Genomic DNA, 24943 nt, shown 5'->3' with positions numbered 1-24943 from the left:
GCCGGATCACGATTGAGCGTCAATGCCGACGCTGAAGTCGACATTCTCCCAACGCATCGCCCCGGGCCAGAAAAAAGTGAAGACGATGGTGGTTCCAGGCTGCAGGCGGCTGACGGGCAAATCCACCAGGTGAATGCCGAACGCATTCTCGACCGTCTTGCTGTCCCGCACGGTCAGCCATTTGTCGCTGCTCCAATGGATGACGCCGGGCGCCGACAATTCGACGCGCAGCGCCTTGCCGGCCGGAATGGAGCGGATCTTGTTGTTGAAGCGCCAGACCCGCAGCGGCGAGGCCGTCTTGCTCTTGATGTAGCGTTCGACGCCCTGCGGCGGCAGGTCGAAAACGGCGCCGTCGCGCAGCGAGCGCAACAGCTTGATGTGCTCGGCATGCGCCCAGACCAGCGGCATGGCGCTGCCGGACGGTTTGCCCAGCCACAGTTCGCGGTCGGGCATGTCCGGGCGATCCCAGACCTGTTCCGGCAGGAGGCCGCCTTCGCCGGCCGAACGTTCGAAAGTCTCAAGCAGTTGCGCCGCCCTGTCCTTGCGGCCGGCGGCCAGCTCGTAATGGGCGCGTTCGCCGGCGAGCAGCGGCCACGGCCGCCCCCGGCCGGTGCCGTCGAAAGGCGCGCCGTCCTCGTGCTCGCCATAGCCGTCGCCGGTATAGCGGTACCAGAGCGGGCCCTGCGGCAGGTCGCAGCGCAGCTCGGCGTCGATCGCTTTGACCGTGTTGAGGATGCGCGGGTCGTCCGCGGCCCTCAGGCCGAAGCGGACCAGCGCCAGGGCATCCGGGCTGATGATCGCCTCGGCGGGCTTGTCGGTGTCGCCCGGCGGCCGGTTCTTGATCGGCACGAAGCCGTCCTTCGGAGACGCGGCGCCGCCATTGTCGGGCGGCGCGATGCGGACATAGTAGCCGTCGGTTCCAGCCCTGGCGCTTGCCTCCGTGCCGGTTACATAGGTCCAGCGCTCGACCTGGTCGTTCCAGCAATCGGCGGTCTCGCGCAGATAGTTTGCCGGCTCATTTTTGTCACAGATTTCCAGCATGTCAGCGGCGGCGAGCAGGCCCGCTATTTCCACGGCTAGCGTGAACGGGCTGTAGCCGGCGTCCTCCTCCCAGCGGTCCTCGCCGGTGACCGGACCGTTGCGCACGACATAGGCGGCGGCGTTCTCGATCATCGCCAGGAAGTCGGCGAGCTTCGACTGCGGCAAGTGGCCGGCGCGGCGCAAGGCATCGGCAAGCAGCAGCGGAAAGGCGCATTCGTCCATCTGGATGCCGGGCCAATAGGCGGTGCCGTCGGACCAGCAATTTTGCGGCCAGTGGCCGTCCGGCTGCTGGATCGAGCGCAGATAGGCGAGGATCTGCAGCGCCTGCCTGCCATCTCCGGCCGCCAGGAAGCCACCCGCCGTCTCGACCAGGTCGCGCGGCCAGATGAGGTGATAGCCGCCGAGGTCGTCGTCGCCCTTGTTGAAACCCCAGGGGATCGACAGGCTGGCGACGGCTGCGCCGGGCCTGGCTACCGACAGATGCGTCGCCAGCACCGCGCTGCTGACGCGGTAAGAGTTCAGCCCCGAGGCGGCGTGGCGGTCGAGCTTTTCCAGTCCTGCCTGGAATGTCCGCCAGTTCTCGACATAGGTCTTCGCGGCCGGCTCGAAACCCTGTTGCAGGCTTGCCAAGGCAAGATCCGCCGCTTCTTGCGGCGAAGCGCCGAAGCCGAGCGCCAGCAAGGCGACCGTCTCGCCGGCCGAAAAGCCAATCTCGCCGGTCAGCGCGACATTGCCGTCCTCCGCCGACTGGCTGGAAGGATCGAGCGCACCATTGTCGTGCAGTTGCCGCCAGCCGTCGGAAAAGCCCACATAGCCGGCCGAGCAGGCGCCCCAAGGCAAAGAGGAGGCGAGCGCCAGCGAGACACCGCGCCCTGTGGCGAAGAGAAGACGCTGCCCCTTGTGCTCGCCGATCCAGGCCGTGTTGCCCATGCCGGCATTGACGAGATGCGGCGCAAGCAGCGCGTAGACGCGATAATCGGCCCCCGAGCCCTTGATTGCGCTGAAATGCACTTCCTGCAGTAGCACGGGTCGTTTCGAATCCGTAACGATGCGCTTCTTGATCCGGTAAGCGCCGTCGGTGGCAATGTTGGTCAGCCGGTAGCCAGGCACCCCGTCCTCGAAAGGGTCGACGGTGTGGGCCGCATCGCGCTTCTCCTCGGAAAAATAACCGTCAGGGCCGGTTACGATCAGCCCTAGGTCGCGCGTGCAGGCGCTGTCGAGGTGCGGGTAATAGATTTCGTTCAGGATGCCGTGGCTGGTGGTGAACCAGAGCGGGCTTTTTGCCGAAAGCGCGGTTCCGACGCCACTCTTGGCACTTGACGTCCAGCGCGCCGGAATTCCGGGCGCGCCTTTAGAAACGGTCGGCGTCACTGCCATGCATTGGCCTCCTGCCGCGTTCCTAGACCAGGAGCCGCCGTCTTTTCAATCGTCGCACCGCAAGTTGATCGGGCAGTGCCAATGCTTTGGAGTTGACAGCTTGCGGTTCCTCTGAATTTGTCTGACAATAGATAAAAAACAGAGATTTCGCGTTAATAGCAGCAACCTCGGGAGGAACCGACATGAAGAAACTGCTCGTATTGAGTGCACTCGCGGCGATGCTCGCCTCGGGCACCGCGCTTGCCGACACCAGCGGCAAGAAGATCGCCTTCTCCAACAATTATGCCGGCAATTCCTGGCGCCAGGCGATGCTCGACAGCTATGCGATCGTCACCAAGAAGGCGGTCGACGACAAGATTGTCGCCGCGGCCGATGTCTTCACCACCGCCGACAAGGAAGTGCCGACCCAGGCCGCCCAGGTGCAGAACCTGATCCTGCAGGGCTATGACGCCATCGTCATCAACGCTGCCTCGCCCGATGCGCTGAACGGCGCCATCAAACAGGCCTGCGACGCCGGTATCGTCGTCGTCTCCTTCGACGGCACCGTGACCGAGCCCTGCGCCTACCGCGTCGTCGTCGACTTCAAGGACATGGGCAAGCAGGAAGTCGAGCAGATGGCCAAGTTCCAGCCCAAGGGCGGCAATCTCCTGGAAATCCGCGGGCTCGCCGGCACCTCGATCGACGATGCCATCCATGCCGGCATCCTCGAGGGCGTCGCCGCCCATCCCGAGTTCAAGATCGTCGGTTCGGTGACGGGCGACTGGGACCAGACGACGGCGCAGAAGGCGGTGGCGACCATCCTGCCGTCGCTGCCGGATGTCGTCGGCATCGTCGACCAGGGCGGCGACGGCTATGGTGCCGCGCAAGCCTTCGCCGCGGCCGGCAAGCCGCGTCCGACCATCATCATGGGCAACCGGCAGGACGAGCTGAAGTGGTGGAAGGAGCAGAAGGAGAAGGACGGCTACCAGACCTGGTCGGCCTCGATCGCGCCCGGCGTCTCGACGCTGGCCTTCTGGGTGGCGCAGCAGGTGCTCGATGGCCGCAAGGACATCCCGCACGACCTTTTGGTGCCCTATCTCGCCTTCACTCAGGACGATTTCGAGGCCGCGCTGCCGAAGATCAAGGAGGGCGGCGTCGCCACGCACGAATACACGCAGGAAGACGCCATCGCCGCCATCAAGGCCAACATCAAGCAATAGCGGCGGGGCGTTGCTGCCCGCATCGCCAACCGGGTAAAAGTTGAGGATGCTCCAGGCTATTGCAGACATCGTCAAACTGGACGGCGCCGAAAAGCATTTCGGCGCCGTCCGGGCGCTTAACGGCGTCGACTTCCATGTCGGCGCCGGCGAATGCGTCGGGTTGGTCGGGCATAATGGCGCCGGCAAGTCGACGCTCATGCACATGGTGGCCGGCACGCTGCGGCCGGATGGCGGGCAGATCGCCGTGCGCGGCAATCAGGAAGCGAGCTATTCGGTGGCGCGCGCGCTGGAGCTCGGTATACGCTGCGTCTTCCAGGAGCTGTCGCTCTGCCCCAATCTCAGCGTCGCCGAGAATACCCGCATCAACCACCCCGCGCTCACCGGCTTCGGCTGGCGGCGCCGGGCCGCCGGCCTCATTCGAGCCAAGCTCGACGAGATCTTCCCGGACCACGGCATTTCGGCGGACGACATCGCCGGCGACCTTTCGATCGGCAGGCGGCAGATGGTCGAGGTGGCGCGCGCCTTCACGCTGACCCGCGAGCCGCTGCACCTGGTCATCCTCGACGAGCCGACCTCGTCGCTCGACGCACATACGGCGGGCCAGCTGCTTTCCTTCGTGCGCCGCTTCGTGGCGGCCGGCGGCAGCTGCATCCTGATCTCGCATGTGCTGGGCGAGGTGCTGCAGAACGCCGACCGCATCGTGGTGATGCGCGACGGCAAGGTGGTCGCGGCCGATGCCGCGAGCGCGTTCGACCGCGACAGGCTGGTCGCGGCCATGGGCGGCGCGGAGGGACATCACAAAGCCGCCGCCGAGGCCCGCAAGACCGAGCCAGGAGCGCTCAGGGTGCGGGCACGGCCGGCCAGGCAGCAGGACGGCAAGGAGCTTGTCGCGCGCGCAGGCGAGATCATCGGCCTTGCGGGACTTGCCGGCCACGGCCAGACAGATCTTTTGCTGGCGATCTTCTCGGCCGCCGCCCGCGCCAGGACCGGCATCGAGGTGACGGCGCCGGTGGCGCTGGTCGCCGGCGACCGCCAATCGGACGGCATCTTTTCGCAATGGTCGATCGCGCAGAACATCGGCATCCGCTCGCTGGCGCGGCTGCGCAGCGGTCTGCTGATCTCGCCGCAGCGCGAGGCCGAGCTTGCCGAGGCCTGGAAGAAGAAGATCGGCATCCGCACGCCCGACATGAACAACAACATCTATTCGCTGTCGGGGGGCAACCAGCAGAAGGCACTGTTTGCCCGCGCGCTCGGTTCCGACGCCGAGATCGTGCTGATGGACGACCCGATGCGCGGCGTCGATATCGGCACCAAGCTGGAAGTCTACGACCTGGTGCGCGAGGAGGCCGCCAAGGGCCGGGCCTTCCTCTGGTACACGACCGAGACCGAAGAGCTCGACAATTGCGACCATGTCTATGTCTTCAAGAACGGCCGCATCGTCGCCAATCTGCGGCGCGACGAGCTGACGGAGGAAAAGATCATCCAGTCCTCGTTCGGCGATGCGGCCTGAGATGACGGCGATCGCTCCCGGCACCGTTCCGAAAGCCTCGCCGCGCGGCAGCGCCGCCCGGGCGCGCATGCTGCGCGGCCTTTTGCCGGCTTTGTCGCTGGCACTGGTGCTGATTGCGATTGCCTGGCTCAACCCGCGCGCCATCAGCTATTTCGGCTTCAACCTGATGCTCAACTTGGCGATCCCGATCGCGCTGGCGACGATCGCGCAGATGTTCGTCATCGCCGGCAACGAGCTCGACCTGTCGATAGGGACGTTCGTCGGCTTCGTCGGTTGCGTCACCGCGACGTGGCTGCGTGACGCGCCGCTCATCGGCATTCTCGTGCTCATAGGCTCGATCGGCATCTATGCGCTGCTCGGCGCGCTGATCCACCTGCGCAATTTGCCTTCGATCGTGGTGACGCTCGGCATGAGCTTCGTCTGGCAGGGGCTTGCGATCCTCATCCTGCCCAAGCCCGGCGGCAAGGCGCCGGACTGGCTGCTGTCGATCCTGTCGTTCAAGCCGCCCTACGTCCCGTTCCCGATCCTTGCCGCGCTGCTGATCGCCGCCATCGTGCATTTCGGCCTGATGCGCACGTCCTACGGCGTTATCCTGCGCGGCTCCGGCGGCAATGCCGCGGCGCTGAGGCGCGCCGGCTGGTCGCTGCTCAAGACCAAGATCGTGCTGTTCGCGCTGACCGGCCTGTTCGGCGTGCTCTCCGGCATGGCGCTGATCGGCATCACCACCTCGGCCGACGCCAATATCGGCAATGGCTACACGCTGCTTTCGATCGCCGGCGTCATCCTCGGCGGCGGCGAGTTTGTCGGCGGCAGGGTGTCGCCGATCGGCGCCGTCCTCGGCGCGCTGACATTGGCGCTCGCCGCCTCGCCGCTCTTGACCTTCATGCACATCCCGCCCGACTGGCAGGTGGCCGCCAACGGCGCGATCCTGATCATCGTGCTGGCGGCGCGGGTGCTGATCAGCCGCAGGGAACGGTGAGCGATGACCTCGGTACGAACGCTGCTTGAGAAACCCTGGATCTGGTCGTTCGTCGGCGCCCTCGTCGTCTGGCTGGCAACGATTGCCTTCACCGGCGGCTACGGCGCTGGAGGCATGGTCACGGCAGCACTTTCGCTCGCCGTCTTCACCGTCATCGTCGGCGTCGGCCAGATGTTCGTCATCACGCTGGGGCCCGGCAATGTCGACCTGTCTCTGCCGGCCAATATCGGGCTGGCCAGCGCGGTCGCCATGAAGGTGATGGGCGGCAGCGATGCCATGATCGTCGTCGGTCTGCTTGCCGCACTTGCCTGCGGCGCCGCGATCGGCGCGATCAACTATCTGCTGATCTGGGCGCTGCGCATCCCGCCGATCATCGCGACGCTGTCGGCGAGCTTCATCATCCAGTCGGTCGACATCAGCTATGGCCGCGGCCTGCAGATCAAGCCGCCGCCGGGCTTCGCCGACTTCACCAACTGGCAGGTGCTGGGCATTCCGGTGCTGGCGATGCTGACGGTGGTCTTCACCATCGGCGCCGCGCTGGCGCTGCAGCGCATGATCTACGGCCGCTCGGTGCTGGCGATCGGCCAGAACATCCGCGCCGCATGGCTGGCCGGCGTCCATGTCGGCCGCATCCGCTTCGTCACCTACACGCTGTGCGGCGCGCTCGGCGGCATCGACGGGGCGCTGCTTGCCGGTTATTTCCGCGGCGCCAATGTCGATATCGGCAACGAATACCTGCTCGCCTCGATCGCGGTCGTGGTCATCGGCGGCACCTCGGTCGCCGGAGGCAAGGCCAATGTGCCGGGTGTCTGGGGCGCCGGCCTGTTCCTGGTCCTCCTGCTCACCATGCTCAACACGTTCGGCGTCAGCGCCGGCGTGCGGCTGGTGCTGACCGGGCTGATCATCGTCGGGGTGATCACGGCGGCGGGCGGCGAGAAGGCGGTGCGCTAGCCTTTATTTGGCTGTCTTGGCCCGCGCGATCGCGTCGACGATCATCTTCTTGGCGTATTTGGAATCGTGCCAGCCTTCGATCTTGACCCATTTGCCGGGCTCGAGATCCTTGTAGTGCTCGAAGAAGTGCTGCACCTGCTGGCGCGTGATCTCGGGCAGATGCGTGTATTCGGTGACGTTCTCGTAACGCAGCGTCAGCTTGGGCGAGGGGACGGCGATCACCTTCTCGTCCTGGCCGGCATTGTCTTCCATGATCAAGACGCCGATCGGCCGCACGTTGATGACGCAGCCCGGCACCAGCGCGCGCGTGTTGCAGACCAGAACGTCGATCGGGTCGCCGTCGCCCGACAGCGTGTGCGGCACGAAGCCGTAATTGCCGGGGTAGCGCATCGAGGTGTGCAGGAAGCGGTCGACGAACAGGGTGCCGGCCTCCTTGTCCATCTCGTATTTGATCGGCTCGCCGCCGATCGGCACCTCGATGATGACGTTGACGTCCTCAGGCGGGTTCTTTCCGGTGGGCACGGCTTCGATACGCATGGCAAAATCCCTCTCTCGATTCCAAGACCGATAGCGGGCGAAACGTCATGGTGCAATGCGGCGAATGGCACTGAACGCTGATGGAGGCGCACAGTTTGTGATGGCCTGTAACCTAGGCGACGCTAGTCATTCCAGACGAAAGCCACTTTCTTAAGCGCCTTCTGCTCGAAGACCTCGACGCCTTCGGCGATATCGCGGCCGCCATTGCCGGCGTAGAAGGCCAGGGCGTTGTGATTGTCCTCCAGCGCCCAGACCACCAGGCCGCGCAGGCCGTGGTCGGCGAGCCGGGCCTTGGCCGCCTTGAACAGCCGGCTGCCGAGCCCGATGCCCTGATATTCCGGACGCAGATAGAGCTCGTAGATCTCGCCCTGCTGGCGGAGCTCGCGGGCGCGGTTCTTGCCGATCGTGGCATAGCCGGCGACCGTTCCGCCGATCTCGACGACCAGCACGGTGGCGGCGCGGCGAATCGCGTTGGCCCACCAATCGACGCCGCGGCGGTTGATCATCGAGGTCAACGTGCGGTGCGGGATGATGCCGGAATAGGCCCCGCGCCAGGCCTGCTGGTGCACCTCGGCGATGGCGCTCGCGTCGCGCGGCTCTGCCTTCCGGATGTCGATCGTCAGCGTGTTCATGATTGGTTAACCATAAACCCGCATCGCCGGATTGCAAAGAGTCCGCCAACACGCCTCCTCGCTTTCGCACAGGCGAAAGATGGGCGCGCCGACGAGGCGCCTAGAGCCGGATGTCGCCCGAAAACCACCTCACACTTTTCGGCATCATGCTCTAGTTCCCCGACACAGGGATTTTGAAAGGTTGCGGTTTGTCTTGGTGCAAGATTTTCCGTTCATTTCCGTGTAATCAGCGCAAACGCCGCCCCAACTTCGTCATTCTATGGCGGAGCAAGGAGCGAAGCGACGCGCGCAGACCATAGAATCCATGCCGCGACTTGGAAGCGCCGCCACGGTGCAGAATTCTGCTCCGTTGCACCCCTTGGCGAAGGTAATGGCATAAGAGGGTCTTCGCGACGGAGCTTCGCTCCTGCTCCGCCCTGGAATGACGATCGCGATTGGCGTTTCGGCCAATCTCCAACGCGTGCCACCTGCCAACGCAAAACAGAGTTGACCGAAGCCGACCGGTCGAAATCCTTGTGCAGTGCCACTAGTCAGATTTCGACGAGATGATCGTCGAGCTCGTTGGTGTCGCCCTCGGTGACCGGGAAATGCTCGGCGAGAACCGCGCCGACCGTACCGATAGCCTTGACGAAGCCGTCGGCCAGCCGGTCGTCGCCGGCATGTTTGGTCAGATCGCCCACCACGCCGTCCCAGACATGCTGGCCGACCTTGGCGTCGATGCCGGAGTCGGCGACGACCTCGGCATAGCGCTCGGCAACGGAGACAAAGATGAGCACGCCGGTGCGCGCGCTCGTGCGGTGGACGTTGCGGGCCAGGAACTGCTTCATCGCATTGGCGTGCGCCGCCTGATAGCGCAGCCTTCTCGGCACGAAATGAATGCGCAAAGTAGGCAGGAACCAGAGCAGAATGAGCGCCGAGGCCAGCGCCAGCGCTTGCGCCAGCACGAAATGCGGCAGCCGGATGGACAGCCACCAGGCCTCCAGCCCATAGGCGACGACAAGGCTGGCGACGAACACGCCGATCGTCGTGGTGAACGCGGCTGGAAAGAAGTAGCCGTCACTGGCCCGAGCGACGACGCAGTAGATCTCGCCGTCGGTCTTCAACTCGGCGATGCGGATCGCCTCGGCGATGCGGTCATGGTGCTCGGCGCTGATCGGTCGCGTTGCCATGATGCCTCACCAGCTTCCCGAGGAGCCGCCGCCGCCCGACGAGCCGCCGCCGCCTGAAAATCCGCCGCCGCCACCTCCCGAGGACCAGCCCCCGCCGCCGGACGACCAGCCGCCACCGGACGACCAGCCGCCGGAGGAAGAGCGCCGGTTCTGATTGAAAGTCATGCCGAGCCAGCGATAGCGGCCGGGCCCGATCTTCTGGCCGAAGATCGGCGGCAGCACCGTCATCGCGATGCCGCCGAAGAAGATAAGCGCCCAGATGGTGATGAAGATGGCGAAGAACAGGTCGTCGGAGTTGAACGGCGCCTGCTCGTTGCGCTTGCCGCGCGCTTCCAGCTCCTCCGGATTGCCCTCCAGGACCATGATCATGTCGTCGACGGCCTTGGTGATGCCGCCGGAGAAATCGCCGGCGCGGAAGGCCGGCACCATGTCGTTCTCGATGATCAGCTTGGTGTGCAGGTCGGTCAGCGTGCCTTCCAGCCCGTAGCCGACCTCGATGCGCATCTTGCGGTCGTTGGGCGCCACCAAGAGCAGCACGCCGTTGTTCTCCTTGGCTTGGCCGAGCTTCCAGAAGCGGAACAGCCGGTTGGCGTAAGGTTCGATCTCCTCGCCGCCGAGGCTGGCTATGGTGGCGACGACGATCTGGTCCGAGCCCTTGGTTTCGAAGTCCGCGAGCTTTTGCGTCAGCGCCGCGCGCGTGCCGGCATCGATGATGCCGGCATTGTCGACGACACGGCCGGTAAGCGCGGGAAGGTCGGCGGCGAGGGCGGCGAGGGGGAGGAGGAAGAGGGCGGCAAGAAGGACAAGCAATGAGAGGTAGGCGTTCTGTCGCCCCCCTCTCTGTCCTGCCGGACATCTCCCCCTCAAGGGGGGAGATTGGATGTCACGCCGGCCTTCGCTAATCTTCAGCATCGAAGGGAGGGCGAGGTTGCCGAAACTGCCAATCTCCCCCCTTGAGGGGGAGATGTCCGGTAGGACAGAGAGGGGGGTGACGGAACTCAAGGCTGGCTCGATAAGCTAAGACGCCGGCTCACCCGCCCTGCTTCGTGCTCGTGCCGAAATCGACCTTCGGCACCTGCATCTTGTCTTCCTCGACGGTGAAGTTCGCAAACGGCTCGTTGCCGCGGAACCAGAAGGTCGCCCACAGCACCGAGGGGAAGGTCCTCAGCGTCAGATTATAGTCCCTGACCGCCTGGATATAGTCGCGCCGCGCCACCGCGATGCGGTTCTCGGTGCCTTCGAGCTGCGCCTGCAACGCGAGAAAATTCTGGTTCGCCTTGAGGTCGGGATAGGCTTCCGACACCGCGATCAGCCGCGACAGCGCGCTGGTCAGCCCGGCCTGCGCATCCTGGAACTTCTTCAGCGCCTCGGGGTCTTTCAGCGTCTCCGGCGTCACCGTGATCTGCGTTGCCTTGGCGCGCGCCTGGACGACCGCGTCGAGCGTATCTTTTTCATGCGAGGCATAGCCCTTCACCGTCTCGACCAGGTTCGGGATCAGGTCGGAACGGCGCTGATATTGGTTGAGCACCTCGCTCCAGGCCGCATGCGCGTTCTCTTCCGCCGTCGGAATGGTGTTGTAACCGCAGCCGGCAAGCAGCGGCAGCACGAAAACCATCATCAGGAAGGCGGCAAGGCTGCGGAAGGGGGAGGCTAGTGAGAGGCGCTCGGCAATCATGATTGGTCCCTCGACAGAAGTTGCACGCGAAGCATTACCACAATCCACGCGCAAGGAAATGTCCGGCTGACGACGCCGATTCCAGCTCTGGCGCGAGCCCCTGTGAATGGTCGAGCCAACAGGTTTCCATCTCCTTGTTCGACGCAATTCCGGCCGGAAGGCTACGGCGAAGTCGCCGAGCCTAAACGCTTCGCACTTTTCCTGGAGTTGCTCTAAAGTCCGGGCAGGAAAGGGCAATTGCCATGGCCCAGCGCCGGGACGACGAGACCGAATCACGCCGCATCCTCGAACGCGTGGCGCGCGAGACGGCGCCGGGCGGCGCGTCGTTCATCGTCCGCACGGCGAAGGATGCGCGCGACCGCGTGACCGCCGCCGATACCGACCGCACCGATCCCATCGAATATTGGGGAACCCGCATTGGCCGAACGCTCGGCTTCATCATTGCCATTGGGCTATTGGCCTGGCTGGTGTATGCCGCCACGCGTGGCGGCTAGGAACAGATTTCCATGAATGCAGAAAAAATCGACGCGCCGCGCGCGGTCATCGTCATCTCCAGCCATGTCGCCCGCGGCTCGGTCGGCAACCGCGCCGCCGTCTTCGCGCTGGAGACGCTGGGCTTCCCGGTCTGGGCGGTGCCGACCGTCATCCTGCCCTGGCATCCGGGCCACAGCCGGGCCACGCGCATCGTTCCGCCGCTCGATCAGTTCAAGGCGCTGATGGCCGATCTCGAGCGCGCGCCCTGGCTGGGCGAGGTGAGGGCCGTGCTGTCGGGCTATCTCGGCGAGGCCGGCCAGGCCGACGCGGTCGCCTCACTGGTCGCCGCCGTCAAGGAAAAGACGCCGAACGCGCTTTATATCTGCGACCCGGTGATGGGCGATTCGGGCGGGCTCTACGTGCCCGAGCCGACGGCCGTCGCCATGCGCGACAAATTGATGCCGATCGCTGATATCGCGACGCCCAACCGCTACGAGCTGGAATGGATGGCGGGCGCGCCGCTGCCCGACATCAAGGCGGTGACGGCGGCGGCACTTCATGCCGGCCCTTCGACCATGCTGGTGACCTCGGCGCCCGCCATGATGATGGGCGGCACCGGCAATTTCCTGCTCGACGGCAGCCAGGCGCTGCTTGCCGAGCACCGCGTGATCGAGAAGCCGCCGAACGGGCTGGGCGATCTGACGGCGGCCGTCTATCTGGCGCGCGTTCTCTCCGGCCAGCCGCCGGTCAAGGCGCTGCAGTCGACCACCGCTGCCGTCTACGAGATCCTCGCTCGCACCGCGAAGCGCGGCGGCGACGAGCTGCAACTCGAAACCGACGCGCAGAGCCTGTCGCACCCCATGGCCATGGTGCAGCTGCGCCATCTCCTGCATCCCGGGAGGGACAAGCGGGCGTGAAGCTCGCAGGCGTCGATGGCTGCAAGGCCGGCTGGATCGCCGTCCACCGCGAAGCGGACGCCGCGCCGTCGGTCTCGGTCTTCCCGAGCTTCCAGGCGCTGCTCGACGCGCTGCCGGATGCAACGATCGCCGTCGACATGCCGATCGGCCTGCCGGATTTTGCGAGCAGAGGCGGCCGCGGGCCGGAAGCGTTGGTGCGGCCTCTGCTCGGGGCGCGGCAATCCAGCGTGTTCGCCATCCCCTCGCGGGCGGCACTCTATGCCGATACCAGCGACTTCACCACGATCGAGGCCTGGTATGCGGCGCATCGGCTGGCAAGCGCGACGGCATTGGCAACGTCGGATCCGCCGCGCGGCGTTTCCATCCAGGCCTTCGGCATCTTTTCGAAGATCCGCGAGATCGATCAGCTGTTGATCACGCGACCGGAGTTGTGCAGCCGCATCTTCGAATCGCATCCGGAAGTGGCGTTCTGCCGGCTGAATGGCGGCACGGCGATGGCCTTGCCGAAGAAGATCAAGGGAGCGGTCAACCCGGCCGGCATGGAGGAGCGCAAGGCGCTGCTTTGCCGGCACGGCTACAAGAAGGATTTTCTCGACCAGGCGCCGCCGCGCGGCGCGGCGAGCGACGACTTCCTCGACGCCGCGGCCATGATGCTGATTGCCGAGCGCATCGCCAGCGGCGAGGCAAAACCTTCTCCAGATCCGCCATTGACCGATCGTTTCGGCATTCCCGTTGCGATCTGGGCGTGACGAAGCCATGAATGCCGCATCGCGATTGCGACGGGCTCATCCGCAATTCGGCATTGCTCGCGACCGACTTTTGCCGCTAGAGGCTTTCCCAGACTTCAGGCAGACACCGCTCGAACACCCACATTCGTGCGCATCCAACCCGGAAAGGGCCCAGACGCCGCCCATGCCTCACCTCCCCGAGCACCTCCTCGCCGGCTATCGCAACTTCATGGCCGGCCGCTATCCCTCGGAAAGCGACCGCTATCGCTCGCTGGCGCGCGAAGGCCAGGCGCCTGAAACGATGATCGTCGCCTGCTGCGATTCCCGCTCAGCCCCGGAGGCGATCTTCGACGCCGGCCCCGGCGAGCTCTTCGTGCTGCGCAATGTCGCCAATCTGGTGCCGCCCTATGAGCCGGACGGCGAATATCACTCGACATCGGCCGCGCTGGAATTCGCCGTGCAGAGCCTGAAGGTCAAGAACATCGTGGTGATGGGCCACGGCCGCTGCGGCGGCATCCGTGCCGCTCTCGACACCAATTCCTCGCCGCTGTCGCCTGGCGACTTCATCGGCAAATGGATGAGCCTGATCGCGCCGGCCGCCGAGACGGTGGCCTCCAGTACCATGATGACGGCGACCGAGCGCCAGACGGCGCTGGAACGCATTTCCATCCGCTATTCGATCGCCAATTTGAGGACCTTCCCTTGCGTCTCGATCCTGGAAGGCAAGGGACGGCTCTCGCTGCACGGCGCCTGGTTCGACATCTCGACCGGGGAGCTTTGGGTGATGAACAAGGAAACCGGCGATTTCGAGCGGCCCGAGCTGTAACGGAGGGGCGATGCACCGGACCTGGCGGAGGTTCCTTCTCGCGGCGGCGCTGCTCATGTCCACGGTCGCGCGTGCCAGCGCCGACGACGGCGCCATCATCGACCGCTGGTATTCGGCGCTGCTGGCCGCCGACAGGACCGAGCTTTCCGAATTGCTTGCCGACGACGTGCGCATGAAGCTGGACGATATCGGCGTCGTGCAGACCAAGCAGGATTTCATCGCCTCGATCGACGAATGGCAGGGCGCGGTGGCGGGCGCCGCGATCCGTCATCGCATCGAAAAGAGCGAGAACGGCGAGACCACGGTGCTCGCCTGCTACGACTTCCCCAGCAACGACATGCTGATGCGCGAGACTTTTGCCATCGCCGGCGGCCGCATCGTCGCCAGCACCCAGACGGCGGTGGCGCAGGACTGCAGCGCCTATTAGTGTTTGCGTTGGCAGGCGCATGCCTTGGCGATTGGCCGTAACGCCCGTCTGTTCGTCATCCACGGGCGGAGCAAGGAGCGAAGCGACGCGGCGCAGACCCGAGGATCCATTCCGTTACGTCGAGGCGTTGCCACGGTGCAGAATTCTGCTCCGCTGCGTTCCTCGGCTAAAGTCACGGAATGGATCCTCGGGTCCGCGCTCCGCTTCGCGTCGCTCCGCCCGTGGATGACGAGGTTCGGTTTGCGATGAACCAGCGCATTTCACCGTTTCGCGGAAACGGCGAGCCGCCTTACCCCTTGAATGTCCATGGCGAATCCCAGGGCTACCCTTGTTGCGCGCTGCGTAGCATCGTCCTACATCCGGGGCAGCCTGCCGCTCCCAATTCACCGAACTTCCCAGTTGGATTTGCTCATGTCAAAAACCGTCGACCTCGCCGCCCATCCGCTGACCGTCTGGCAAGGGCCGCTCGGCCTGCCGGATTTCTCGCGCATCGGCGACAATGATTTCGGGCCGGTCTTCGACGCGGCGCTGGCGGCGCATCAGGCCGAGATCGACGCGATCGCCGGCAACAGCGAGATGCCGACCGTCGAGAACACACTTGCCGCGCTCGAGCTTGCCGGCGAGGCGCTCGACCGTGTCTCGTCGATCTTCTGGTGCCGCGCCGGCGCTCATACCAACGACACGATCCAGGCGATGGAGCGCGAGGTTTCGCCAAAGATGTCGCGGCATTTCTCGGCGATCTCGATGAACGAAAAACTGTTTGCCCGCATCGACGACCTCTATCAGCGGCGCGACAGCCTCAAGCTCGATGCCGAGACGCTGCGCGTTCTGGAAAAGACCTGGAAAGGCTTTGTCCGGTCGGGCGCGAAACTCGACGCCGAGGGCAAGAAGCGGCTCGCGGCCATCAATGAGGAACTTTCCTCGCTCGGCACCAAATTCGGCCAGAACGTGCTGGCCGACGAGCGTGACTGGGCGCTGTTCCTCGACGAGGCCGACCTTGCCGGCCTGCCGGACTTTTTGAAGAGCGCGATGGCGGAAGCGGCCGAAATGCGCGGCCAGAAGGGCCGTTACGCGGTGACGCTGTCGCGCTCGATCTACGAGCCATTCTCGACATTTTCCGAGCGCCGCGACCTGCGCGAGATCGCGTTCAAGGCGTTCATCATGCGTGGCCAGAATGGCGGCGCCTCCGACAATACCGATGTCGTGCGCGACATGCTGAAGCTGCGCGCCGAGAAGGCGAAGCTGCTGGGCTACGGCTCCTTCGCGGCGCTGAAGCTCGACGACACGATGGCAAAAACGCCGAAGGCCGTGCACGAGCTGCTCGACCCGGTCTGGGAAAAGGCGCTGGAGAAGGCCGCGGCCGACCAGAAGGAACTGGAGCGGCTGGCCGCGAATGCCGGCAGCAACGAGAAGTTCGCAGCGTGGGACTGGCGCTTCTACCAGGAGAAGCTGCGCGCCGAGAAATTCGCTTTCGACGAAGCTGAGTTGAAGCCTTACCTGCAGCTCGAACGTGTCATCGAAGCCTGCTTCGATGTGGCGACGCGCCTGTTCGGCATTACCTTCGAAGAGAAGAAGGGCATTACAGCCTGGCATCCCGACGCGCGTGTTTTCGTGGTGAAGAATGCCGACGGCAGCGAACGCGGCCTGTTCCTCGCCGATTATTTCGCGCGGCCCTCAAAGCGCTCCGGCGCCTGGATGAGCGCGCTTCGGTCCGGTTACAAGCTCGGCGACGGCGCCAAGCCGGTGATCTACAACATCATGAATTTCGCCAAGCCGCCGGCCGGCGAGGCGGCACTTCTGTCGGTCGACGAGGCAAAGACCCTGTTCCACGAGTTCGGCCACGCGCTGCACGGCATGCTGACCGACGTCACCTGGCCGTCGGTTTCGGGCACTTCGGTCAGCCGCGATTTCGTCGAATTGCCCTCGCAGCTCTATGAGCACTGGCTGACCGTGCCGGCGGTGCTGGAAAAGCATGCGCTGCACGTCAAGACCGGCAAGCCGATGCCGAAGGCGCTGCTCGACAAGATGCTCGCCGCCCGCACCTTCGGCGCCGGTTTCGCGACGGTCGAGTTCACCGCCTCGGCGCTGATCGATATGGCCTATCACGCGCGGCCGGACGCGCCCGCCGAGCCGCTTCGATACGAGGCTGAAACGCTGGAAAAGCTGCATATGCCCGACACGATCGCGATGCGCCACCGCACCCCGCATTTCGGCCATGTCTTCGCCGGCGACGGATATTCAGCCGGCTATTATTCCTACATGTGGTCGGAAGTGCTCGACGCCGATGCCTTCTCGGCGTTCGAGGAGACGGGCGATGCCTTCAATCCGGAACTCGCCGAGCGGCTTCTGAAGAACATCTACGCCGCCGGCGGCTCGAAGGATCCGGAGGAGCTTTATACGGCCTTCCGCGGCAAGATGCCTTCGCCTGAGGCGATGACGGTGAAGCGGGGGCTGGTGTAGCGCCCTTTTTCCTTCTCCCCTTGTGGGAGAAGGTGGATCGGCGCGCAGCGCCGAGACGGATGAGGGGTGTTCCAGGGAACGCCAGCGCCTCACTCCGCTGGAACACCCCTCATCCGTCGCCTTCGGCGACACCTTCTCCCACAAGGGGAGAAGGGAAAGCGCGCCACGGATCCGCCACCCGCGGCCAGATCGGCCGCGTCAGCTTCTTGTAGTCCGTCACCGCCGGATTGCTCGGATAGGAACTCGGCGCGGCGACATAGATGATCTCGGCGGCGATCGGCGCGAAGCCGGCGTAGAAATGGTTCGTCGATTTGATCAGCAGGACCTCCTTCGACAACGGATCGATGCCGATGTTGGAAAAGATATCGGGCTCGAAGGTCTGGGTGCGGTTGGTGTTCAAGATGACGTCGACCTCGGTGCCGTCGATGCGCACCACCGCCGATGGCCCCAGCGTCACACGGCTCGGCCCGAAGCTCTGCCAGCCTTCGTTGGTTGTCTTCAGCATCCTGACGCGGGCGTCGATCGGCTCGCCGGCCTGAGGGCCGGCCTTGCCGCCGAAGCGCAGGTCGATAACCGCGCCCTCGCCGGCCGCATGGCAAAAGGTGACCGCGACCGGATCCCAGATCGTCGCCACGCCGACCTTGCTCACGCCGCGCGAAAGCAGCTCGCGCAGCACGATGGTGCCGTCGCCCGGCACGCCGCCGCCCGGATTGTCCCAGATGTCGGCGATGACCACCGGCTTGTCCTTGCGCTCGGCACGCACGGCTAGCGCCTGCTCGATGCCGGCCGATGCAGACAGCATCGTCATGGCGGTCTCTTCGCGCAGGTCATAGAGCTCGCGCCCGAGCGTTTCGGCGAGCCTGTCGCCCTTTTCCTTGTCATTGTCGGTGACGACCAGGATGCGCGTGCCCATTTCGGGCACGTCGGCGGCCATGAAGCCGTGGATGACCGAGACCGACAGCACGCCGTCCTTGCCATGCAGTGCCTTGATCCTGTCGACGAAGGAGCGCATCGGCTCGCGGCTGGTCGGCAGCACCTGGATCATGCGGCAGTCGAAGGTCGAGATCACCGGCTTGATCTCGCCGCGCGCCGCGGCAAGGCCGAGCTCGACGACGTGCTCGCCGCGCTCGTAGAAATCGGTGTGCGGGAATTCGAGGAAGTAGGCCATGATGTCGCAAGCCGCGACGCGCTTCGGCGTTAAATGGCTGTGCGGATCGAACTCCGAGGCGATCACGACTTTCGGGCCGACGATGGCGCGCACGCGCTCCAAGAGATCGCCTTCGCAATCGTCATAGCCCTGCGCGACCATGGCGCCATGCAATCCCAGGATCACCGCATCGACCGGCAAGGCGGCCTTGAGCTGATCGAGGATCTCGTCGCGCAGCGCTTCATAGGTCTGCCGTTGCACCAGGCCGCCGGGCTCCGCCCAGGTGGCGGTGCCTTCGATGATGGTCAGCCCTTCCTTCGCGGCGCGCTTGCGCAGCGCCACGATCGGCGAGGAGCAGAGCGTCGGCGTCTCCGGATGTTTTCCGGGGCCGGCATAGAAGGCCATCTCGAAGGAAGCCCGGTCGGTCGGGACCGGGGAGAAGGTGTTGGTTTCCGTCGCCAGCGAGGCGGTGAAGATGCGCATGAACGCTCCGTGCAATGGAAGCTACTTAACCGCGCCGAGCGCAAGGCCTCTGACCAGATAGCGCTGCAGCCAGATGAAGAGGATCGCCACCGGCAGCGTCGCCAGCAGCGTGGCCGCCATGACATGGTGCCATTCGATCGTATAGCGGCCGGCGACCAGCGAGAAAACCTGGATCGGCAGCGTGTAGCTTTCCTGGCTGCGCAGCATGGTGAGCGCCACGACGAACTCGTTCCAGGCGTTGATGAAGGTGAAGATCGCCGTCACCGCGATTGCCGGCAGGCAAAGTGGCAGGAAGACCTTGCGCAGCGTCAGCCAACGTCCGGCGCCTTCCATCCAGGCCGCCTCCTCAAGGTCGCGCGGGATGGTGTCGAAATAGCTCTGCAGCATCCAGACGGTGAAGGCGACGTTGAAGGCCATGTAGATGAAGCCGAGCGCGGTGGTGCTCTCGACCAGCCCCCAGGCCGCCATCAGCCGGAACAGGCCAAGCACCAGCACGATCGGCGATATCATCTGCGAGATCAAAAGGAACTGCCGGAAGGCACCGTAGCCGCCGAAGCGGAAGCGCGACATGGCGTAGGCCGCCGGCACCGAGATCAGGATCGCGCCGATGGTCGCCAGCGCCGAGACATAGAGCGAATTGAGCAGCGCCTGGCCGAAACCGGTCGCCACCCACATGTCGGCGAAATTCGACCAGCGGAATTCGCTCGGCCACCAGGTGGGCGTCAGCACCTCCGTGCGCGGCTTGACGGCGGTGAGGAACATGACGGCGAAGGGGAAGATCGTCACCGCGATCAATGGGGCCAGCAGAACCCAGGCGACGATGGTTCGTTTCATCTTGCTGTTCATGCCCGCTGCTCCCGCATGGCCAGCCGCACATAGATCATGGTGAAGACGAGCAGGATCGCGAACATCACCAGCGACACGGCGGAAGCCTCGCCCAGCTTGCCGATGCGGAAGGCGAGCTTATAGAGATGGGTCACCAATATGTCGGTCGAGTTCGCCGGCCCCCCTTGAGTCATCACCCAGATGATCGGGAAGGAGTTGAAGACATAGATGGTGTTGAGCACGATCGCGATGTTGATGAAGGGTTTCAGCAGCGGAAAGGTGATCTCGCGGAACTGCTGGAAGGGCGTCGCGCCCTCGAGCGCTGCGGCTTCGTAGAGATCGTCGGGGATCGAGGACAGGCCGCCGAGGAAGATCGTGGTGGTGAACGGCACCGTCACCAATATGCCGATCAGCACCTGCATCGGGAAGGCGGTTTCGGCGCTGGCCAGCCACTGGATGTTCTGGCTGATCAGGCCGAGCTTCATCAGCGCCGAATTCAGCATGCCGCTCTCGCCGCTGAGCGCCCAGCGCCAGACCACCGCCGCCATGGTCAGCGACACCGCCCAGGGCAGCATGATGACGACACGGGCGAGGCCGCGGCCGTAGAAGTCGGTGTTGAGGATGATCGCCACCGGGATCGACAAAAGCAGCGCGCCGCCGACCACGAGCACCGTCCACAGTGCGGTGCGCCAGAGCGCGGCGACAAAATCGGGATCGGCGGCGAGCGCCGCGAAATTGGCGAGACCGCTGAACTCGCGCAACTGACCGAAGCGGTTGACGTCATGCGTCGAGATCTGGATCAGGTCCCAGATCGGCCAGAAGATCACCACCGCCGCCAAGAACAAGCTGGGCAGCGTCAGGAGATAGGGCAGGAGACGATTTTGCATCGGCTGGTTTGTATCGCGTTGCGAGCTATCAGCGGCGCTGGCTTGCCAGCTAGCCTAATCTCGACCTGTTCCTTGTTGGGGCTCAGTTCAAATTCCTTCCCTGCGTCTGCGCTGCCCCTCACCTGCCTGCCGGCATCCTCTCCCCGTATAGTGACGGGGAGAGGGGCGCTGTCGCCGCCGCTTTCGCCAATCACCAACGTTGCAGGCATGGCTCCGAGGTTGCGGCCAGCTTCTTTCTCCCCGTCACTATACGGGGAGAAATGCCCGGCAGGGCAATGAGGGGCGGCGCCAACTTTGGCGGCCTTCTCGGTTTAGCCATTTCCGCGGCCGTCGCAGCCTCTTCTAAAAGATGTGGCGCGCTCCGACGGGTGGAGCGCGCCACGGGCGCAGGGAGATACGCCCTATTTCTTCGTCAGCACGGCGTTGGCCTTGTCGGCGGCCTCCTTCAGGGCCGCTTCCGGCGTGGCGCTGCCGAGATAGATCTTCTGCATGGCGTCGGACGTGATCTGGGCGATCTCTTCCCAGCCCGGGATGACCGGCGCGAAGCGGGCGTCGGGCAAGAGCGCGGTGAAGGCGGCGAGGTCGGCGTTGTTGACGTAATAGTCCATCTTCGCCTCCTCCTTGTTCACCGGCAGGAAGCCTTCGCCTTGCGTGAATTTGGCGCGCTGCTCCTTGGTGAACAGGAAGTCGAGCAGCTTCCAGGCCTCGTCCTTGTTCTTGGAGTTCTTGAACATGATGATGCTATCGGTGACGCCATAGGTGCCGCGTGCGCCGGTCGGGCCTGCAGGGATGGCGGCGACGCCGTATTTCAGCTTCGGCGCCTCTTCCTTGATCTGGTTGGACAGGAAGGGCGCGGTGATCATCATGCCGACCTTGCCCTGCTTGAACAGGTTCTGCACGTCCTCGCGGTTGTCGGAGGTGACGCCAGGCTCGGTCAGACCCTCGTCGATCATCGACTTGTAAAGCTTGGCGGCCTCGAGCGCGCCGGGCGTGCTCAGACCGGAGGTGCCGTCCTTGTTGAGGATCTCGGTGCCGAAGGACCACATCGCATAGTAGTAGTAGACGTCGGTCTCGATCTCCTTGCCCTGCAGGCCGTAGCCGAAGGCGCCTTGAGCCTTGATCTTGCGGGCGTCCTCCTGCAGCTCGGTCCAGGTGGCCGGCGGCTTGGCGATGCCGGCTTTCTCGAACAGCTCCTTGTTGTAATACATGGCCCGCGCCGAGGCGGCGATCGGCAGGCCGTAGGTGTGGCCGTCCATGATCGAGGGCTGCAGGAAGGTGTCGATGAAGCGGTCCTTGAACTCGGGCTTGATGTAGCTGTCGAGCGGCTCGGCGACATCCTGCTGGACGAAGTCGATCAGCCAGCGCGTGCCGATGATCGAAAGGTCGGCATTGGTGCCGGCGGTGATGTCGGTTGTGAGCTTCTGCAGGAGCACGTCCCACGGCACCACTTCATACTTGATGGTGATGCCGGGATTGGCCGCCTCGAACTCCTTCTTCACCTCTTCGAAATAGGGGCCGGTCTTGGCGCTGTATTCGGCAACGGTGACGCGCACCTCGCCGGCATCGGCAGGTGCTGCAAAGGCCAGCATGCTCATTCCGGCCAACAGGCCGACAGTCCATTTCGCAAGGCTCATCTGATTTCCTCCCATGATGCGCATTCGCGCCTGGGCCTTAGAGGCGCAGGATTTATGTTACTTTCCTACATTATCGAGGGTTATGCCCAATGCAAGCAGTTTATCATGTTGCTAAATTACATTTTGTTGGATAGCGTTCCATCGCTGCCTGGCACGGCGGAGGAGCGCGCATCGTGGTATCAAAGGCCGATTTCGAGGGCAGAACCGTTGTCGTCACCGGCGCCGGCGGCGGCCTCGGCTCGGCAATCGTCGAGCTCATGGCCGAGCGCGGCGCGCGCATCGTCGGCTGCGACCAATCGGTAGAAGCGCTGGCCGGTCCGCATATCGCCTCTCGTCACGTCTTCAACCTGCTCGACCGGGCCTCGATCGAAGCGGCGATACCCGCGCTGCTCGACAAGGATGGCGTCCCTGACATCCTGATCAACAATGCCGGTTGGACGCGCGCCGAGACCTTGAACGCGCTGACGGCGGACAAAATCGAGCAGGAGCTCGGCCTCAATCTGACCGGCGTGATGACTTTCGCCGATCCGCTCATCAAGGCGATGTCCGAGCGCGGCTCGGGCAGCGTCGTCTTCATCTCTTCGGTCAACGCCATCGCGCATTTCGGCAATCCGGCCTATGCGGCGGCCAAGGCCGGCATCAACGCCTACGCCAAATCGATCGCCGTCGAGCTCGGCCGCAGCGGGTTGCGCGCCAATGTCGTCTGCCCGGGCTCGATCCGCACCGCCGCCTGGGATCATCGCCTGGCCAAGGACCCCGAGATCTTAGGCCGGCTGAAGCGGCTCTATCCGCTCGGCCGCATCGTCAACGCGTCAGAAGTGGCGGAGGCCGTCGCCTTCCTTGCCTCGGAGCGCGCTTCCGGCATAACAGGTGCCGTGGTGCCCGTGGACGCCGGACTGACAGCCGGCTACCTGCCTTTCATCGACGACATATTGGGAGCGTGACCATGACCGACGTCCAGTTCCGCAACCTGTCGAAATCCTATGGCCAGCACAAAATCCTCGAGGACATCAATCTCGACATCCGGACCGGCGAGTTCGTCGTGCTGGTCGGCCCGTCCGGCTGCGGTAAGTCAACCCTCCTGCGCATGCTGGCAGGGCTGGAGACGATCACCTCAGGCGATCTCGTCATCGGCGGCACGCGCGCCAACGAGCTGCCGCCGCAGAAGCGCAACATCGCCATGGTGTTCCAGTCTTACGCGCTGTTCCCGCATCTGAAGGCCTCGGAAAATATCGGCTTCGGCCCGAAAATCCGCGGCGAGACGCGCTCCGCGATCGAGGACAAGGTCAAGAAGGCGTCGGGCGTGCTCAACCTCTTTTCCTATCTCGACCGTTATCCGAGACAATTGTCCGGCGGCCAGCGCCAGCGCGTCGCCATGGGCCGCGCGATCGTGCGCGAGCCGTCGGTCTTCCTGTTCGACGAGCCGCTTTCCAATCTCGACGCGCAGCTGCGCGTGCAGATGCGCACCGAGATCAAGGCGCTGCACCAGCGGCTGAAATCGACCATCGTCTATGTCACCCACGACCAGATCGAGGCCATGACCATGGCCGACCGCATCGTGGTGATGGATCGCGGCCGCATCCAGCAGGTCGGGCAGCCGCTGGAGCTCTATGACCGGCCGGCCAACAAATTCGTCGCCGCCTTCATCGGCTCGCCTTCGATGAGCTTCGTCTCCGGCGCGCTGAAGAGCGCTGGAGCCAAGTCCTGGTTCGAGACGACGGGCGGCGGCCGCCTGGCGCTCCCGGGCAAGGCTCTGTCCGGCAGCGACACGGTCGAGGCCGGCATCCGGCCCGAGCACTTCCTCGTCGGCGCCGGCGACGATGGCCTCGCCATCAAGGTCGACGTCGTCGAGCCGACCGGCTCGGAAACCCATGTCTATGGCTCGGTCGGCGACGACACGGTGCGCGCGGTGTTCCGTGACCGGCTGCAGGTGAAGCCCGGCGACCGGCTGCCGGTGAGCGTCGACCCGCGCAACATCCACCTCTTCGACAAGGCGACCGGCCTGCCGCTGTGAGATGATGACATGAAGACCCCGGCCGACATCATCACCCGCCTGCAATTGATATCGCAGGACGGCACCAAGTCGGACCGCCGGCTGGCCGGGCTGGTGCTTTCCGACCTCGATTTCGCCTCGAAGGCCGCGATCTCGGAGATCGCCGCGCGCGTCGGCGTCAGCGAGCCGACCGTCACCCGCTTCTGCCGCAATCTCGGCTGCGAGGGGCTTCGCGATTTCAAGTTCTACCTGGCGCAGGCGATCGCCATCGGCGGCCAGTATCTGTCGCCGGAGCCGCTCAGCCGCGACGCGCGCGAGCAGCGCATCGCCTCGGCGATAACCGAGGCGGCGATCGCCGCCATCCAGCGCGCCAGCGAGAATCTCGACATGACGGCGCTGATGGACGTCGCCGCCCGCATCGCGAGCTCCGGCAATGTGCTGTGCATCGGCTCAGGCGGCATTTCCTCGATGATGGCGACCGAGATGCAGAACCGGCTGTTTCGGCTGGGCCTCTCGGCGCTCGCCCAGACCGACGGCCAGCTGCAGCGCATGTATGCGGCCGTCGCGACGCCCGAGACGACGCTGCTTGCCTTCTCCGTATCGGGCTATGCGCGCTCGGTGATCGAGGCGGTCGAGGTCGCGCAGCAATATGGCGCGGCGACCGTCGCCATTACTGCGCCGGATTCGGCCCTGGCCAAGGTCGCCGACACGGTCATCCTTCTGCAGTCCGTCGAGGACGGCAACATCTACAAGCCGACCTCGTCGCGCTACGCGCTTTTGGCCATCCTCGACATGATCGCCACCACGGTGGCGGAAGCGCGCGGGCCGAAAGTGCTGGAGAATCTGCGCCGCATCAAGCAGAGCGTGAACACGCTGAAGGTGGACGATCCGAAACTGCCGCTGGGCGATTGAGCGGTCGCAGCGCCGCCGAAGTTGGCGATCCTTCGCGCCCCCCTCTGGCCTGCCGGCCATCTCCCCGATTGGCAGCCGCGCCCCTTATGTAGCGCTGGTCGACCCCCACTCCGTCTCGGCTTCGCCGAGCCACCTCTCCCCCGATCGACGGGGTAGAGGA

23 protein-coding genes are annotated in these 24943 nt (G+C 64.8%); 13 read left to right on the top strand and 10 right to left on the bottom strand.

The window, feature by feature from the left end:
* Positions 1-6: 6 nt before the first annotated feature.
* A complete protein-coding gene (locus FJW05_RS18910; protein ID WP_140634768.1) occupies positions 7-2418 on the bottom strand; it encodes a glucan 1,4-alpha-glucosidase in 2412 nt (803 codons plus the stop codon).
* Positions 2419-2600: 182 nt separating this feature from the next.
* On the opposite strand from FJW05_RS18910, the gene FJW05_RS18905 reads away from it, so the two are divergent.
* Genes FJW05_RS18905 through FJW05_RS18890 form a run of 4 tightly spaced genes read left to right on the top strand, consistent with a single transcriptional unit; the run spans position 2601 to position 7057 of the window.
* Positions 2601-3617: an ABC transporter substrate-binding protein gene (locus FJW05_RS18905; RefSeq protein WP_140634766.1), complete on the top strand. Its 1017-nt coding sequence runs from the start codon at positions 2601-2603 to the stop codon at positions 3615-3617.
* Positions 3618-3663: 46 nt separating this feature from the next.
* A complete protein-coding gene (locus tag FJW05_RS18900) occupies positions 3664-5127 on the top strand; it encodes a sugar ABC transporter ATP-binding protein (protein ID WP_140634764.1) in 1464 nt (487 codons plus the stop codon).
* Between the two features lies 1 nt (position 5128).
* Positions 5129-6106: an ABC transporter permease gene (locus FJW05_RS18895; RefSeq protein WP_181164999.1), complete on the top strand. Its 978-nt coding sequence runs from the start codon at positions 5129-5131 to the stop codon at positions 6104-6106.
* A gap of 3 nt (positions 6107-6109) precedes the next feature.
* Complete coding sequence (locus tag FJW05_RS18890) at positions 6110-7057, top strand: ABC transporter permease (RefSeq protein ID WP_140634760.1); 948 nt, start codon at positions 6110-6112, stop codon at positions 7055-7057.
* Positions 7058-7060: 3 nt separating this feature from the next.
* Here FJW05_RS18890 and ppa read toward each other — a convergent pair whose 3' ends face one another.
* From ppa to FJW05_RS18860, 5 genes are all read right to left on the bottom strand, one after another.
* The gene (ppa, locus tag FJW05_RS18885) at positions 7061-7594 is read right to left on the bottom strand and encodes an inorganic diphosphatase (protein WP_095769600.1); all 534 of its coding nucleotides are present in this window, start codon (positions 7592-7594) and stop codon (positions 7061-7063) included.
* 122 nt (positions 7595-7716) lie between these two features.
* Positions 7717-8226 carry a GNAT family N-acetyltransferase gene (locus FJW05_RS18880; RefSeq protein WP_040991512.1) on the bottom strand — a complete coding sequence of 170 codons (510 nt, stop codon included), beginning with the start codon at positions 8224-8226 and terminating at the stop codon, positions 7717-7719.
* Positions 8227-8756: 530 nt separating this feature from the next.
* The gene (locus FJW05_RS18875; RefSeq protein WP_140634758.1) at positions 8757-9395 is read right to left on the bottom strand and encodes a TPM domain-containing protein; all 639 of its coding nucleotides are present in this window, start codon (positions 9393-9395) and stop codon (positions 8757-8759) included.
* A 6-nt stretch (positions 9396-9401) separates the two neighbouring features.
* On the bottom strand, positions 9402-10262 hold the full coding sequence (locus FJW05_RS18870) for a YgcG family protein (RefSeq protein WP_140634756.1): 861 nt from the start codon (positions 10260-10262) through the stop codon (positions 9402-9404).
* 163 nt (positions 10263-10425) lie between these two features.
* A complete protein-coding gene (locus FJW05_RS18860) occupies positions 10426-11070 on the bottom strand; it encodes a LemA family protein (protein ID WP_140634755.1) in 645 nt (214 codons plus the stop codon).
* Positions 11071-11312: 242 nt separating this feature from the next.
* On the opposite strand from FJW05_RS18860, the gene FJW05_RS18855 reads away from it, so the two are divergent.
* The 6 genes from FJW05_RS18855 to FJW05_RS18830 all read left to right on the top strand — a co-directional run bounded on the left by FJW05_RS18855 (position 11313) and on the right by FJW05_RS18830 (position 16902).
* Entirely contained in the window at positions 11313-11564 is a 252-nt protein-coding gene (locus tag FJW05_RS18855; protein ID WP_140634754.1) for a hypothetical protein, read from the top strand.
* A gap of 12 nt (positions 11565-11576) precedes the next feature.
* Positions 11577-12461, top strand: a complete 885-nt coding sequence (gene pdxY / locus FJW05_RS18850; RefSeq protein ID WP_140634753.1) for a pyridoxal kinase PdxY — start codon at positions 11577-11579, stop codon at positions 12459-12461.
* Positions 12458-13210 (top strand): DUF429 domain-containing protein, encoded by a 753-nt coding sequence (locus tag FJW05_RS18845; protein WP_140634752.1) that lies wholly within the window; start codon positions 12458-12460, stop codon positions 13208-13210. The genes pdxY and FJW05_RS18845 overlap by 4 nt, the downstream gene beginning before the upstream one ends.
* Positions 13211-13373: 163 nt before the next feature.
* The gene (locus FJW05_RS18840) at positions 13374-14015 is read left to right on the top strand and encodes a carbonic anhydrase (protein WP_140547167.1); all 642 of its coding nucleotides are present in this window, start codon (positions 13374-13376) and stop codon (positions 14013-14015) included.
* A 55-nt stretch (positions 14016-14070) separates the two neighbouring features.
* Positions 14071-14442, top strand: coding sequence for a nuclear transport factor 2 family protein (locus FJW05_RS18835; protein ID WP_246673523.1), 372 nt, complete (start codon positions 14071-14073; stop codon positions 14440-14442).
* A 405-nt stretch (positions 14443-14847) separates the two neighbouring features.
* A complete protein-coding gene (locus FJW05_RS18830) occupies positions 14848-16902 on the top strand; it encodes a M3 family metallopeptidase (protein ID WP_140634960.1) in 2055 nt (684 codons plus the stop codon).
* Between the two features lie 109 nt (positions 16903-17011).
* Here FJW05_RS18830 and FJW05_RS18825 read toward each other — a convergent pair whose 3' ends face one another.
* The 4 genes from FJW05_RS18825 to FJW05_RS18805 all read right to left on the bottom strand — a co-directional run bounded on the left by FJW05_RS18825 (position 17012) and on the right by FJW05_RS18805 (position 21878).
* Positions 17012-18532, bottom strand: coding sequence for a M81 family metallopeptidase (locus FJW05_RS18825; RefSeq protein ID WP_140634750.1), 1521 nt, complete (start codon positions 18530-18532; stop codon positions 17012-17014).
* Between the two features lie 21 nt (positions 18533-18553).
* Complete coding sequence (locus tag FJW05_RS18820; RefSeq protein WP_140546426.1) at positions 18554-19378, bottom strand: carbohydrate ABC transporter permease; 825 nt, start codon at positions 19376-19378, stop codon at positions 18554-18556.
* Positions 19375-20244 carry a sugar ABC transporter permease gene (locus FJW05_RS18815; RefSeq protein WP_140634749.1) on the bottom strand — a complete coding sequence of 290 codons (870 nt, stop codon included), beginning with the start codon at positions 20242-20244 and terminating at the stop codon, positions 19375-19377. The genes FJW05_RS18820 and FJW05_RS18815 overlap by 4 nt, the downstream gene beginning before the upstream one ends.
* Positions 20245-20645: 401 nt before the next feature.
* Entirely contained in the window at positions 20646-21878 is a 1233-nt protein-coding gene (locus tag FJW05_RS18805; protein ID WP_140634748.1) for a sugar ABC transporter substrate-binding protein, read from the bottom strand.
* Between the two features lie 173 nt (positions 21879-22051).
* Between FJW05_RS18805 and FJW05_RS18800 the strand changes: the two genes are divergently transcribed.
* The 3 genes from FJW05_RS18800 to FJW05_RS18790 are packed head-to-tail and all read left to right on the top strand — an operon-like array spanning position 22052 to position 24783.
* On the top strand, positions 22052-22822 hold the full coding sequence (locus tag FJW05_RS18800; RefSeq protein ID WP_140634747.1) for an SDR family oxidoreductase: 771 nt from the start codon (positions 22052-22054) through the stop codon (positions 22820-22822).
* Between the two features lie 2 nt (positions 22823-22824).
* Complete coding sequence (gene ugpC, locus FJW05_RS18795; RefSeq protein ID WP_140634746.1) at positions 22825-23892, top strand: sn-glycerol-3-phosphate ABC transporter ATP-binding protein UgpC; 1068 nt, start codon at positions 22825-22827, stop codon at positions 23890-23892.
* Between the two features lie 9 nt (positions 23893-23901).
* Positions 23902-24783 (top strand): MurR/RpiR family transcriptional regulator, encoded by an 882-nt coding sequence (locus FJW05_RS18790; RefSeq protein ID WP_140634745.1) that lies wholly within the window; start codon positions 23902-23904, stop codon positions 24781-24783.
* Positions 24784-24943 lie beyond the last annotated feature (160 nt).

Source organism: Mesorhizobium sp. B2-9-1 (genome assembly GCF_006439455.1).
GTDB lineage: Bacteria > Pseudomonadota > Alphaproteobacteria > Rhizobiales > Rhizobiaceae > Mesorhizobium.
This window is presented reverse-complemented; position numbering and strand designations above follow the sequence as displayed.